Source organism: Saliniramus fredricksonii (assembly GCF_900094735.1).
Classification (GTDB): domain Bacteria; phylum Pseudomonadota; class Alphaproteobacteria; order Rhizobiales; family Beijerinckiaceae; genus Saliniramus; species Saliniramus fredricksonii.
On the sequence record NZ_FMBM01000002.1, the window covers coordinates 757104 to 769157 of the forward strand.

Below are 12054 nucleotides of genomic sequence, written 5' to 3' on the forward strand. Positions count from 1 at the left end.
TCACGCTTTGCGCTTCGGCTCGGGCCGGTGCTTGTCACCAGGGCCCTGGCCTTTCCTGTAGACGAGCAGGGTCCGCTTGAACGAGATCACGATATCGCCATGCTGGTTGGTGCCGATGGTCTCCACCTTGACGATGCCGACATCCGGTCGTGATCCGCTCTCGCGCTTTTCCAGCACGGTCGATTCGGAATAGATGGTGTCGCCCTCGAAGACGGGATGCGGCAGACGCACCTCGTCCCAGCCCAGATTGGCGAAGACGTTCTGCGAGATATCCGCCACGCTCTGCCCGGTGACGAGGGCGATGGTGAAACAGGAATTCACCAGCGGCTTCCCGAAGGCTGTGTGCTCGGCATAATTCACGTCGAAATGCAGATGCGCGGTGTTTTGCGTCAGCAGCGTGAACCAGGAATTGTCCGTGGCCGTGACCGTGCGCCCAAGGGCATGCTTGTAGGTGTCGCCCGGCTCGAAATCCTCGTAGAACCGTCCGTTCCAGCCTTGCTTCAGGCCCATGGCGCCCTCCTTTTCGTTCAGGCCGTGATCACACTTGTCGATACATCCCGCCCGCATGCGCGCCCATTGGTATTTCGACACGCGGTGATGCGGCAGGCCGGCATCGTGTCAGGGAGGTTCCGGCGCAGAGCCGCGCCCCGATCCGTGATCGCCCATATCGGCCCTCGCCAGCGCAATCGCCTCGCCGATCACGGCCTCGTCGGCGATCTGGTTCGCGAGGATCAGGACGAGGCGCGTGTTGAGGACGGCGCTCTGCTCGTCGGTCAGGCCGCGATGCGCGTCTATCAGAAGACGATAAATGCGATCGGGATCCTCCATGCGGTTGTCGGTTTCGAGCGACATCGGGCGTCCCTCCGGTTTGTTCTGTTGTTGCCCGCCTCAAACGATAATGGCGCAGATCTGGCGCAGGGCCGCAATCCTGTCCAGAGCGGTGGGGCGGGAAGCAGGATGCGAAATGGCCGTCGAAAGGAGAGGTCGGCCTTTTCACGTATTGTGCCGGGGTGCGAAATAGTGCATATTCGTCAAATCGATCTTTAGGCCGGACGACTGGGCCGCTTTGCTCGCTGAAAAACGTGAGCCTACGCGCAGACTATCTCTCCTGAATTCGACTTCATGAATCGCGCTCCGCCGCGCGCGGGCTCGATTTTCTACGACTATGCACTATCTAGGACAAAACACTATGAATACCGGCACCGTTAAGTGGTTCAACGATCAAAAGGGCTACGGCTTCATTCAGCCGGATGAGGGCGGCAAGGACGTTTTCGTCCACATTTCTGCGGTCGAGCGCTCCGGCATGCGCGGCCTCGCAGAAGGCCAGAAGATCTCCTACGAGATCCAGGACGATCGCCGCACCGGCAAGTCCTCCGCAGTCAATCTCCAGGCTGCCTGACCGTCGATCCACTTGCATGAAGACGTTGCTCGTCTTCGCAAACGGATGTAAGCCGTCGCTCAACGAGCGGCGGCTTTTGCCGCGAATGGCCAGGAGTTATGGATGTCGAAAGAAGAGTTGATCACGTTCGAGGGTGTCGTCACCGAGGTTCTCCCGGATGCCAAGTTCCGCGTCGAGCTCGAAAACGGCCACGAGGTGATCGCTTACACCGCTGGCAAGATGCGCAAGTTCCGCATCAAGACCATTGCCGGTGACCGCGTGACCGTCGAAATGTCGCCCTATGATCTCGACAAGGGGCGCCTCGTTTTCCGTCACAAGGACGATCGCGGCTTTTCGGGCCCGCGCCCGCCGGCCCGTGGTGGTGGCAATCGCCGGCGCTGAGTCGGCACAGCCCTCTGGGGCCTGATGCCGGGCCACCTGATTCGCGTTGCCGATCAACGCGCGGTCCAAGCGATTTTCGTTCTGCCCGCTCTCGAACAGCTGCCGTTTGGGTGGTGATGCGCCTGCTGCAATTGCCCGCCTCCCGATACGATCAGGAAGACGATCATGTCAGCCAGCGGCGAAGAACATGCGATCTCGCTCGATGATATTCGTGCCGCAGCGCGCGTGATCGACGGGCATGTCATCACCAGCCCGATGATCCATTCGCCGCGCCTGTCGCAGCTGACCGGCGCGCAGGTGCAGCTGAAGCTGGAAAACATGCAGGCGACCGGGGCCTTCAAGGAACGCGGCGCCGTCAACCGGCTCGCGGCGCTTGATGCGCATGCCCGCGCTGCGGGCGTCATCGCCATGTCGGCCGGCAATCATGCCCAGGCCGTGGCCTATCATGCCCGGCGCATGAAGATCCCGGCGACCATCGTCATGCCTGAAGCCACGCCTCTGGTGAAGGTCGAGAATACCATCGCCCATGGTGCGCGGGTCGTGCTGCACGGCGAAACGCTCGTCGAGACCGAGGCCGAGGCGAAAGCCATCGCTGCGCGCGAAGGCCTGACCATGGTGCACCCCTTCGATGATCCGCTGGTGATGGCGGGGCAGGGGACGATCGCGCTCGAAATGCTGGCGCAATGCCCGGATATCGATACGCTTGTCGTACCAATCGGCGGCGGCGGCCTGATCTCGGGGATCGCCGTCGCCGCACGGGCGCTCGCCCCCGAAATCCGGATCATCGGTGTTGAGGCTGCGCTTTATGCCTCGTTTCACAACGTGCTGACGGGGGATGACCGTCCGATCGGCGGCGCGACGCTGGCGGAAGGCATCGCGGTCAAGCATCCCGGGCGCCTGACCTTGCCGATCGTGCGGGATCTGGTAGAGGAGATCGTCGTGGTGGAGGAGGATCTGATCGAGAGCGCCGTGAATGCCTGCGCCACCTACCAGCGCACAATGGCGGAAGGCGCCGGCGCCGCCGGCATCGCGGCCATGCTGGCGCGGCCGGATCTGTTCGCCGGGCGCAATGTCGGTGTCGTTCTGTGTGGCGGCAATATCGATGCCCGCATCCTCGCATCGGTGATGGTGCGCGAGCTGGAGCGCGAGGAGCGCGTTGTGGCTTTCCGGATCTACTCGCATGATCGTCCCGGCCTGCTCGGTCGGGTCTCGACGCGTCTGGGCGAACTCGGTGCAAATATCCTGGAAGTGTCGCATGGACGTCTTTATCTCGATGTGCCTGCGAAGGGTGTCACCGTCGATCTGACGATCGAGACACGCGACGCAGCGCATACCGCGCAGATCCTCGCCGCTTTGCGTGACGAGGGGTACGAACCGCGCCGGATCGATCCGCGCGGTCTGATGCAGGCGGGACCATGAGGCCGGAGGAGGCAGGATGGCGACGACGATACCACAGACAATTCCCCTCGCTGCCGGCGGGACGACGGGTGTCCTGGGCCGGCGCTTCGTGGCTCTGCTGATCGATCTTGTGATCATCATGGCCTTTATCGTGGTGCTGGCATTGGCGATCACCATTCTGGGCTTTGTGACCTTCCGGCTCGGCTGGTTGCTGTTTGCGATCCTCGGACCGGGTGCCGCCGTCCTCTATACCGCTCTCACCATGGGCGGACCGGGGGCGAGCACGATCGGCATGCGCCTGTGCGGGCTGCGCGTGGTCGATGCGGCGAGCGGTGAAGGGATCGATCCGCTGCGTGCGGCGGCCCACGCGCTGCTGTTCTATTTCGCGGCTTCCACCTTCCTCATCCTGCTCGTCGATGTCGTCATCGGTTTTCTGCGCGGCGATGCCAGATTGGGGCGGGATCTGATCGTCAATCTCATCGTCCTGCGCGCGCGCCTCTGACGGCGGTGGTATTCTGCAAAGAATCGATGCTGTCTTCAGGAATCGGCAAGGGCCTGACAAAAACACCCGTTGTCGATGGCCCATCCGGTGTTATCTTTGCTGAAAGGGCGTGATACATCGAACCCGGAGCCGCAACGGCGTGACCAGACATTCGCGCGATACACCGCAGTTCTTCCTGACTGCGCCGACGCCGTGCCCCTATCTCGACGGGCTCGAGGAGCGGAAGGTCTTCACGCATCTCATCGGGCATCGCGCGGGCGAGCTCAACGATATCCTCACCCATGGTGGTTTCCGCCGCTCACAGACGATCGCCTATCGTCCGGCCTGCGAGAACTGTCGCGCCTGCGTTTCCGTGCGTGTGCCGGTCGCGGATTTCAAGCCGTCCGCCAATATGCGCAGGCTCACACGCATCAATGCCGATCTCGTCGGCGAGGTCCGACGAAACTACGGCACGTCGGAGCAATATGCGCTGTTTCGCCGCTATCTTGCAGCACGCCACGCCGATGGCGGGATGATGGATATGTCGATGCTCGATTACGCGATGATGATCGAGGACAGCCATATCAATACGATGGTCGTGGAATACCGGCGCAGCGGGCCGGATTCGCGCATCAACGGGCGCGGCGAGGGCCCGCTTCTCGGGATGTGTCTTTCGGATGTGCTATCGGATGGCCTGTCGATGGTCTATTCGTTTTTCGATCCCCATGTGCCGCGTCGCAGCCTCGGCACCTATCTCATCCTCGAGCATATCGAGCGGGCGGCCCGGATGGGTCTGGATTACGTCTATCTGGGCTACTGGGTTCAGGGCTCGCCCAAAATGGCCTACAAAGAGCGTTTCATGCCGCAGGAACGGCTCGGTGGGCGCGGCTGGGAACGGGTCGAGCGCTGAAAAGCGCAAGCGGGATCTGACTTCCCGCCATTGACCCGGTTGTGCGGCGTGGGCTTCTCTATGACAGCCATCTGTCATTGTTTCCCGCCGATTGCGCCCGCTGCCAGGAAAGTCCGCCCATGAGTGAAGACGCCCGTCGTGTCCAGCGCCCTGCGCGCAACCCCTATCTGTTTCGACCGATCAGTTTTCGCACGGTTGAATCACGCAACCGGATCATGATGTCGCCGATGTGCCAGTACTCCGCGCAGGACGGGATGCCCAATGACTGGCATTTCGGCCATATCGCCGCGCGTGCTGCGGGCGGTGTCGGTATCCTGTGCATCGAGGCGACGCATGTCAGCGATATCGGGCGGATCACGCCGCATTGTCTCGGTATCTGGAACGACGAACAGCGTGATGCGCTGGCGCGAATCGCGTCGCATGTGGCGAGCCTCGGTGCCGTGCCGATGATCCAGCTCGCGCATGCCGGGCGCAAGGCTTCCGTCTCGCAGCCATGGAAAGGCACGAAGCCCATCCCCGTCGGCGATGGCGGATGGGAGGCGATCGGCCCGTCACCGCTTCCCCAGACCCCGCAATCGCCTCCGCCGCGCGCGATGAGCCAGGCGGATATCGACCGGGTGGTCGAAGAGTTCCGCGATGCGGCGCGCCGTTCTCGCGAGGCGGGCTTCCGGATCGTCGAGGTGCATGCGGCGCATGGTTATCTGATCCATTCCTTCCTCTCGCCGCTGAGCAATCACCGCACCGATTCCCACGGTGGCTCGCTCGAAAACCGGGCGCGGCTGCTCAATCAGGTGATTGACGCGGTGCGCAGCGAATGGCCGGCCGAGTTGCCGCTCTTCGTGCGCATCTCGGCCACGGACTGGGTCGAGGGCGGGCTCGATCTCCCGGCTGCGATCGCGCTGTCGCGGATGCTGGCGCAGCGCGGGGATGTGGATCTGATCGATTGCTCGACCGGTGGCGTCGATCATCGCCAGGCGATAAGGCCTTATCCCGGTTATCAGGTCCCGTTTGCCGAGGCGATTCGCCGTGAGGTGGGGATCGCCACCGGCGCCGTGGGTCTGATCTCCGCACCGGAACAGGCTGAGGAAATTCTCGCCGGAGGGCGCGCCGATCTGGTGATTCTGGGGCGGGTCCTGTTGTATGATCCGCATTGGGCGCTGCATGCAGCGAATCGCTTGCGTGCCGATCACGTTGTCTGGCCGGTGCAATACGAGCGCTCGAACATCTTCTGAACCGGGGTTGCCGCTTGCCTCGAGACTCGGGCGCGTTGCGGGGATTGTCGCGCGAGTGGCAGAAAGTGACGTGTCATGTTTGATATCCGCGATGCCGAGATCGTGCGCGAAATCGTGCGCTGGGGAGGGTTTCGCGCCGCCGCAAGCAAACTCAATCTCACGCAATCCGCGATATCGGCACGTGTCTCCGGGCTCGAAGGGCGGCTCGGCCTGACGATCTTCGACCGCCGCCGGCGTGGGGCGCAACTCACACCGCAGGGCCGGGCGTTTCTGGAGCAGGGCGAGCGCCTCGTCGCGATGCGCAACCAGATCGCTGCCGCGCTCGGACCACAGGGTGGGTTCGCCGGCACGATCCGCATCGGCGTGGCGGAGACCATCGTGCATACCTGGCTCGCGGGAATGTTGACGCGACTCGCTGAGAGCCTGCCCGAAATGCGTCTCGAGCTTTCGGTCGACACGTCGCCGGATCTCGCGCGCAAATTGCTTGATGCCGATATCGACATTGCCGTGATGATGACCTCGCTGGTGCCGCCAATGGCTGTGCGCCGTCCGATCTATCGTTGTCCCCTGGCCTGGTATGCTGCACGCGGTTACGCGCTCGAGGAGGGGCCGCTCGATATCGAAGCGCTGTCGCGCTACCCGATCATCACCTTTTCCCGCGGGACGCTGCCGCATGCCGAGCTTGAGCACAAATTGCCGATGACGCGGTTGCCGCCGCCGCTTCTGCACGCCTGCGCGTCGCTTTCGACGACACTGCATCTGACTCGGGCCGGGCTCGGTATCGGCTTGCTGCCCGAACCGATGGCGGCGCGCGATCTCGCGGAGGGGTTGCTGCGCACGGTGCCGGTGGCCGTCGATGCCGCGATGTCGGACCTGACCTTCGATTTTGCCCATCTGCCGGAACAGCCAGGAAATGTGATGGATGAAATCGGAACGGCTGCACAGCTGGCTGTTGCTGATATCATCAAATGATCTGAATTTAAGATCATTTTGATCAATATTTGATCGATTGACACGAACGTTTGGCTTTGTGAAACTCGTCTTCATAATTCAGAATGCAGAAGCGTTCCTGCCTAGGCGCGAACGTATATCGGCAGGGGAACATGATGACGACGATCGCATCGCCGGAGCAATTGCGCCGGCTGATCCGCGCGAAATCTTTCGCGAATCCCACGACCGGGCAGGCCGGCGGTTATCTGCAGGGTAACCTCGCGATCTTGCCCAAGGCCTATGCCGATGATTTCCTCGGCTTTTGTGTCAACAACCCGAAACCATGCCCTCTGCTTGGTGTATCGCGCCCCGGTGAGCGTGGTATTGCTGCATTGGGTGAAGATCTCGACATTGCGACTGACGTGCCTTTTTACAGGGTCTTCGCTGGTGGCAGTCAGCGTAACCGTATCGAGGACTTGTCCGCCGACTGGCGCGATGATCTCGTCTCCTTCGTCATCGGTTGCTCGTTTTCCTTCGAGGAATCGCTGCAGCGCGCCCGCATCCCGGTGCGCCATATCGAGGCCGGGCGGAACGTGCCGATGTATGTCACCAATATCGAGACGCGTCCGAGCGGCCCCTTTCACGGCCCGCTCGTCGTATCCATGCGCGCCTTCTCGCCGGCGGATGCGATCCGCGCGATCGTGCTGTCCGATCGCCAGCCGCTGGCCCATGGCGCGCCGGTGCATATCGGTGACCCTGCGCAGATCGGCATCAAGGATTTCGACAATCCGGAATTCGGCGATCCGCCGGTCGTCGCACCCGGCGACATACCTGTTTTCTGGGCCTGCGGCGTGACGCCACAAATGGCGATCCGCAATGCCGGGCCCGACATCGCGATCACGCACGAACCGGGCTACATGCTGGTTACGGACGTGCCGGCCGAGGGAGCATCCATCGGTCTCAACGCGGCTCATTGAGAGCCGCATCCACAGGGGAAAAGGAGTTCAAACATGAACCGATCGCTTAAAACGAGCCTTCTTGCCGGCATTGCCGCCTTCGCTTTCGGTGGCGCCGCCAGCGCGAACGACCTTGACGAGGTCACCTTGTCGGTCGTCGGCTCCTGGAGCAGCCTGCCGCTTTACCAGCAGTTCGAGGCGCCGTTCTGGACCGAGACGCTGCCTGAAATGTCCGACGGGCAGATCACGGTCGACATGACCACCTTCAACCAGCTCAGCTCCAGTGGTGATGATGTGTATCGCCTGCTCGGTGACGGTGTGTTCGATGTCGGCATGACGGTGGCTGATTACACCGTCTCCGATGCGCCCGAGCTCGAGGCGCTGGACGTGCCGCTGATCGCCATGGATGCCGATACCGCAAAAGCGACCGTGGATGCGGCGCGCGAGTGGGTTGCCGATTCGATGCGCGATCGCTTCGATTCAAAGCTTCTCGCGATTGCGCCCTATCCGCCGCAGATCGTCTTCTGCCGCGACGAGGTCACCTCGCTCGCCGATCTCGAAGGCAAGCGCGTGCGCGGTTCGGGCCGCATGACCACCCAGTTCCTCGAAGCTTTGGGCGCCGAGGGTGTCAATATCGGTTTCGGCGAGGTCCCCGGTTCGCTTGAGCGCGGTGTCGTCGATTGCGCCATTACCGGCGCCGGTTCCGGTTACAGCGCCGGCTGGTGGGAGAGCGCCACGCATCTTCTGGTGATCCCGCTGGGCGGTTGGGACCCCGTCGTGACCGCGATGAACCTGGAGCGTTGGGAGAGCCTCTCGGAAGAGACGCAGACCTTCATCCAGAACGCGATCACCACCGAGTTCGAGGAGCCGGCCTGGGCCGATGCGCAGGGCGCGCTGGAGCGTGACATCGCCTGCCTCACCGACGGCGAATGTGCCGCTGGCGACAATGCGGGCATGATCCTGGTCGAGGCTTCCGACGAGGACATGGCCACCGCCCTCGAAGCCCTCACCACCCGCGTTCTGCCCGATTGGGCCGAGCGTGCCGGTGACGAATGGGTGACGCGCTGGAACGAGACGGTCGGCCAGGTGGTCGATATCGAAATCTCCACGAACTGAGCGGAGACGACGCAATGAGCGAACGACGTGCGCAATCCTGGCCGATGCGTGTCTTCGGCCTCCTGAGCCGGATCAACTACGCCATCGCCCTGATCGGCGGCGTCGTTCTGCTCGCGACCGTGATCTTCATCCTCGTTGACATCTTCCTGCGTCAGTTTGCAGACAGGGGGCTTGGCGGGTCGGACGAGATTTCCGGATACGTGATAGCAGGTGTCGCCGCCTGGGGCTTCTCCTATGCGCTGGTTGAGCGCGCCCATGTGCGCATCGACGTGCTGACGGGACAGCTTCCGGCGGCGAGCCGCGCAATCTTCGATCTCGCGGCCGCTGCTTCGCTGACCTTCGTCGCGGCGCTGGTCACATCCTATGGCTGGCGGGTCTTCCATCGTTCCTGGGAGACGGGTTCGCGCGCCAATACGCCGCTGGAAACACCTTTGTGGATTCCCCAATCGATCTGGTTGGCCGGGTGGGCCTGGCTCACTGTCGTGGCCGCAATGGTGAGCATCTGTATCATCGCCCTGATGCTGATGCAGCGTTTCGATACGGTCCAGTCCGTCGGTGGTATCGGCTCCGAAGTGGAGGAAGAGGTATGATTTTTTCCGTCGGTGGTGCGCTTCTGGGGCTGCTTGCCCTCTCCCTGCCGGTGGGCGTCGTGCTCTTCCTGCTTGGCTTCGGGGTCGACTACTTCTACTCGCCGTTCCCGCTGATCCGTGGACTCGGCGAGCGGGTCTGGTCCTCCTCGGACAGCGGTCTCCTGATCGCGATCCCGTTCTTTGTGCTGCTCGGCGAGTTTCTCGTTCGCGCCGGTATCGCAGAGCGCACCTACCGCGCGCTCGATTCCTGGTTCTCCTGGCTGCCTGGCGGCCTGATCCACGCCAATATCGGCACTGCGACGATGTTCTCCGCCACCTCTGGCTCATCGGTCGCGACGGCCGCGACGGTGGCGACCGTGGCGATGCCGCAGGCCGAGAAACTTGGCTACGATCAGCGTCTGTTTGCCGGTGCGATCGCCGCCGGAGGAACGCTGGGGATCATGATCCCACCTTCGATCAACCTGATCATCTACGGCTTCCTCACCGAAACCTCGATCCCGCGCCTCTTCCTCGCGGGCCTGATCCCGGGGCTGCTGCTTGCGGTCGGCTTCATGGTGATCACCGCGATCCTGTGCAAGCTGTATCCCTCACTCGGCGGGCCGAGCCGCAGTGCTTCATGGGGAGAACGGTTCTCCGGGCTCAAGCATCTGGTGCCGTTGCTCGCGCTTTTCGGTGTGGTGATCGGTTCGATCTATGCCGGCTGGGCCACGCCAACGGAATCGGCTGCGATCGGTGTCGCCATGGCCGCGCTGATCGCCGCCGCCAATCGCGGGCTCACGCTGAAGGTGATCATCGATTCCCTGATCGGCACCGTGCGCACCACGGCCATGGTGATGTTTGTTATCGTTGGTGCCTATTTCCTGAATTACACTCTCGGCGCAGCCGGTCTCGGGCGCGAGCTGTCGGCCCTGCTCGACAATCTCGGTCTCGGGCCGTACCAGACCCTGTTCGTCATCATCGCGCTCTACATCGTGCTCGGCTTCTTCATCGAGACCATGGCGCTGATGATCGCGACGATCCCGATCGTGGTGCCGGTCGTGGTCGGGCTCGGCTTCGACCCGATCTGGTTCGGTATCCTGGTGATCGTGCTCGTCGAGATGGCGCTGATCACGCCGCCGGTGGGGCTCAACCTCTACGTTGTGCAGGCGGCGCGGGCGAAGGGGCGCTTCTCGGATGTGATGATCGGCGCCTTCCCCTATGTGGTGGGGATGTTCATCATGATCCTGGCGCTGATCCTGTTTCCGCAGCTCGCCCTGTTCCTGCCGGGATTATAGGCGATCGGCTGATGGAAGTGTCGAATGCGACGGGGCGTGCGGCAAGCGCGCCCCGTCTCGTATCAAGCAAGAAAAACTCTCAAAAAAACCTCTGGAGGCACCGTGAGCGTCACCCTGCAATGCGATACCGACGAAACCGGTACGAAGACGATCGCCATCGACAATCTCGTCGTGGCCGGCTGGACCGCGCGGGACCGTGCGGCGGTGGATCACCATATCGCGGAGCTCGCCGCGCTCGGCGTACCGGCACCCTCGCGGGTCCCGTTATTCTATCGCCTTTCGGCGCAACTGCTGACGCAGGCGCAGGATGTCGAATTTCTCGGTGGTGAGGCCTCCGGCGAAATCGAGCCGCTGATCATCGATGATGGTGAAGCCCTCTGGCTCGGGCTCGGCTCCGATCATACCGACCGCAAGCTGGAGAGCGTCTCCGTCGCCTTCTCGAAGCAGGCCTGCGCCAAACCCGTTGCACGGCAGCTCTGGCGTTTCGATGATCTGCGTGATCGCCTGGATGATCTCGTCCTGACCTCCTGGATCCGCGACGCTGACGATGCCGAATGGCAGCTCTACCAGCAGGGTACACTCGCGGCGATCCGCCCGCTCGCCGAGCTGATGGCGACATCGCCCTTCGCGCAGGGCGAGCGGCTCGCGCCGGGCACTGCGATGATGTGTGGGACGTTCGGTGCCAGGGGCGGCGTGCGCCCGGCCAGCCAGTTCCGCATGGAAATGCATGACCCTGAGCGCGACCGCCGCATCACGCATAGCTATCGCGCGAAGGCTCTGCCCGTGATCGCGTGAGCGCGCAGGCGCTGCGTCTGTATCGGGCCGCATTGCCGATCAGCGGAAGGCGCGCTGATGCGCCTTCCGCTGACGCCGCCTCAGCTGACGATGCGCCAGGAACCGTCAGGCTGGCGGCAGGCCGTGCCGTAACCCTCTTGCGGGCGACCGCCGATATAGATCGTGTGCGTATATTCGCGGCAGAACTGACGGCCTTCCGAGAAGCGTGGGCCGGGTATCACCTCGCCGCGGACATCGCGGCGATCACCCTGCCAGGTCATCGGGCGGCCCGTATCGAGCGCCTGAAACTCGGCACGTGCGGCGAGACGCTGCTCTTGCTGGTCGAGATCCGCACCGATGCTGCCGCCGATGATGCCACCGAGCAGCGCGCCGGCAAGCGTCGAGGCTGCGTCACCGCGCCCGATCAGGTTGCCGGCCGTGCCCCCGATCAGCGCGCCGGAGACGATGCCGACTTCCTGACGCGGCCCCATGCCCTGTGGCGCGCAGGCGCCGAGTGCCGCGATACCGATGAGTGCCGCACCAGCGGCTGCTTTACCGAAACGCATTTTCAATTCTCCCAACGGCATCACGCCGTCAGTCGGTTGGCCGCTGA

Annotated in this window: 15 protein-coding genes; 12 read left to right on the forward strand and 3 right to left on the reverse strand. The window is 63.1% G+C overall.

Annotated elements, in window-relative coordinates:
* Both GA0071312_RS10175 and GA0071312_RS10180 read right to left on the reverse strand, forming a co-directional pair.
* A complete protein-coding gene (locus tag GA0071312_RS10175) occupies window positions 1-510 on the reverse strand; it encodes a MaoC family dehydratase (protein WP_074446077.1) in 510 nt (169 codons plus the stop codon).
* Between the two features lie 108 nt (window positions 511-618).
* A complete protein-coding gene (locus GA0071312_RS10180) occupies window positions 619-852 on the reverse strand; it encodes a DUF2783 domain-containing protein (protein ID WP_074444881.1) in 234 nt (77 codons plus the stop codon).
* A gap of 337 nt (window positions 853-1189) precedes the next feature.
* On the opposite strand from GA0071312_RS10180, the gene GA0071312_RS10185 reads away from it, so the two are divergent.
* From GA0071312_RS10185 to GA0071312_RS10240, 12 genes are all read left to right on the forward strand, one after another.
* Window positions 1190-1399 carry a cold-shock protein gene (locus GA0071312_RS10185; protein WP_074444882.1) on the forward strand — a complete coding sequence of 70 codons (210 nt, stop codon included), beginning with the start codon at window positions 1190-1192 and terminating at the stop codon, window positions 1397-1399.
* 102 nt (window positions 1400-1501) lie between these two features.
* Window positions 1502-1780 (forward strand): translation initiation factor IF-1, encoded by a 279-nt coding sequence (gene infA / locus GA0071312_RS10190; RefSeq protein ID WP_074444883.1) that lies wholly within the window; start codon window positions 1502-1504, stop codon window positions 1778-1780.
* A gap of 165 nt (window positions 1781-1945) precedes the next feature.
* Entirely contained in the window at window positions 1946-3199 is a 1254-nt protein-coding gene (locus GA0071312_RS10195) for a threonine ammonia-lyase (protein WP_074444884.1), read from the forward strand.
* A 16-nt stretch (window positions 3200-3215) separates the two neighbouring features.
* The gene (locus GA0071312_RS10200; RefSeq protein ID WP_074444885.1) at window positions 3216-3680 is read left to right on the forward strand and encodes an RDD family protein; all 465 of its coding nucleotides are present in this window, start codon (window positions 3216-3218) and stop codon (window positions 3678-3680) included.
* A 139-nt stretch (window positions 3681-3819) separates the two neighbouring features.
* A complete protein-coding gene (locus tag GA0071312_RS10205) occupies window positions 3820-4569 on the forward strand; it encodes an arginyltransferase (protein ID WP_074444886.1) in 750 nt (249 codons plus the stop codon).
* A gap of 119 nt (window positions 4570-4688) precedes the next feature.
* The gene (locus tag GA0071312_RS10210; RefSeq protein ID WP_074444887.1) at window positions 4689-5801 is read left to right on the forward strand and encodes an NADH:flavin oxidoreductase/NADH oxidase; all 1113 of its coding nucleotides are present in this window, start codon (window positions 4689-4691) and stop codon (window positions 5799-5801) included.
* A gap of 75 nt (window positions 5802-5876) precedes the next feature.
* Window positions 5877-6773, forward strand: coding sequence for a LysR family transcriptional regulator (locus tag GA0071312_RS10215; RefSeq protein WP_074444888.1), 897 nt, complete (start codon window positions 5877-5879; stop codon window positions 6771-6773).
* A gap of 131 nt (window positions 6774-6904) precedes the next feature.
* Window positions 6905-7708, forward strand: coding sequence for a putative hydro-lyase (locus tag GA0071312_RS10220; protein WP_108721855.1), 804 nt, complete (start codon window positions 6905-6907; stop codon window positions 7706-7708).
* A gap of 33 nt (window positions 7709-7741) precedes the next feature.
* A complete protein-coding gene (locus tag GA0071312_RS10225; protein ID WP_074444889.1) occupies window positions 7742-8803 on the forward strand; it encodes a TRAP transporter substrate-binding protein in 1062 nt (353 codons plus the stop codon).
* A 14-nt stretch (window positions 8804-8817) separates the two neighbouring features.
* Window positions 8818-9393, forward strand: a complete 576-nt coding sequence (locus tag GA0071312_RS10230) for a TRAP transporter small permease subunit (protein ID WP_238947171.1) — start codon at window positions 8818-8820, stop codon at window positions 9391-9393.
* Window positions 9390-10667 (forward strand): TRAP transporter large permease, encoded by a 1278-nt coding sequence (locus tag GA0071312_RS10235; RefSeq protein ID WP_074444890.1) that lies wholly within the window; start codon window positions 9390-9392, stop codon window positions 10665-10667. Before GA0071312_RS10230 ends, GA0071312_RS10235 begins: the two co-directional genes overlap by 4 nt.
* Before the next feature lie 102 nt (window positions 10668-10769).
* Window positions 10770-11462: a DUF2848 domain-containing protein gene (locus GA0071312_RS10240; RefSeq protein ID WP_238947172.1), complete on the forward strand. Its 693-nt coding sequence runs from the start codon at window positions 10770-10772 to the stop codon at window positions 11460-11462.
* An 80-nt stretch (window positions 11463-11542) separates the two neighbouring features.
* Here the strand turns inward: GA0071312_RS10240 and GA0071312_RS10245 are convergent, their stop codons facing one another.
* The gene (locus tag GA0071312_RS10245; protein ID WP_074446081.1) at window positions 11543-12007 is read right to left on the reverse strand and encodes a hypothetical protein; all 465 of its coding nucleotides are present in this window, start codon (window positions 12005-12007) and stop codon (window positions 11543-11545) included.
* Between the last annotated feature and the right edge of the window lie 47 nt (window positions 12008-12054).

What these genes read in the sequence shown, in the direction of transcription:
- GA0071312_RS10175 (WP_074446077.1), bottom strand. Translation starts at nt 510, where the DNA reads ATGGGCCTGAAGCAAGGCTGGAACGGACGGTTCTACGAGGATTTCGAG.
- GA0071312_RS10180 (WP_074444881.1), bottom strand. Translation starts at nt 852, where the DNA reads ATGTCGCTCGAAACCGACAACCGCATGGAGGATCCCGATCGCATTTAT.
- GA0071312_RS10185 (WP_074444882.1), top strand. Translation starts at nt 1,190, where the DNA reads ATGAATACCGGCACCGTTAAGTGGTTCAACGATCAAAAGGGCTACGGC.
- infA (WP_074444883.1), top strand. Translation starts at nt 1,502, where the DNA reads ATGTCGAAAGAAGAGTTGATCACGTTCGAGGGTGTCGTCACCGAGGTT.
- GA0071312_RS10195 (WP_074444884.1), top strand. Translation starts at nt 1,946, where the DNA reads ATGTCAGCCAGCGGCGAAGAACATGCGATCTCGCTCGATGATATTCGT.
- GA0071312_RS10200 (WP_074444885.1), top strand. Translation starts at nt 3,216, where the DNA reads ATGGCGACGACGATACCACAGACAATTCCCCTCGCTGCCGGCGGGACG.
- GA0071312_RS10210 (WP_074444887.1), top strand. Translation starts at nt 4,689, where the DNA reads ATGAGTGAAGACGCCCGTCGTGTCCAGCGCCCTGCGCGCAACCCCTAT.
- GA0071312_RS10215 (WP_074444888.1), top strand. Translation starts at nt 5,877, where the DNA reads ATGTTTGATATCCGCGATGCCGAGATCGTGCGCGAAATCGTGCGCTGG.
- GA0071312_RS10220 (WP_108721855.1), top strand. Translation starts at nt 6,905, where the DNA reads ATGATGACGACGATCGCATCGCCGGAGCAATTGCGCCGGCTGATCCGC.
- GA0071312_RS10225 (WP_074444889.1), top strand. Translation starts at nt 7,742, where the DNA reads ATGAACCGATCGCTTAAAACGAGCCTTCTTGCCGGCATTGCCGCCTTC.
- GA0071312_RS10230 (WP_238947171.1), top strand. Translation starts at nt 8,818, where the DNA reads ATGAGCGAACGACGTGCGCAATCCTGGCCGATGCGTGTCTTCGGCCTC.
- GA0071312_RS10235 (WP_074444890.1), top strand. Translation starts at nt 9,390, where the DNA reads ATGATTTTTTCCGTCGGTGGTGCGCTTCTGGGGCTGCTTGCCCTCTCC.
- GA0071312_RS10245 (WP_074446081.1), bottom strand. Translation starts at nt 12,007, where the DNA reads ATGCGTTTCGGTAAAGCAGCCGCTGGTGCGGCACTCATCGGTATCGCG.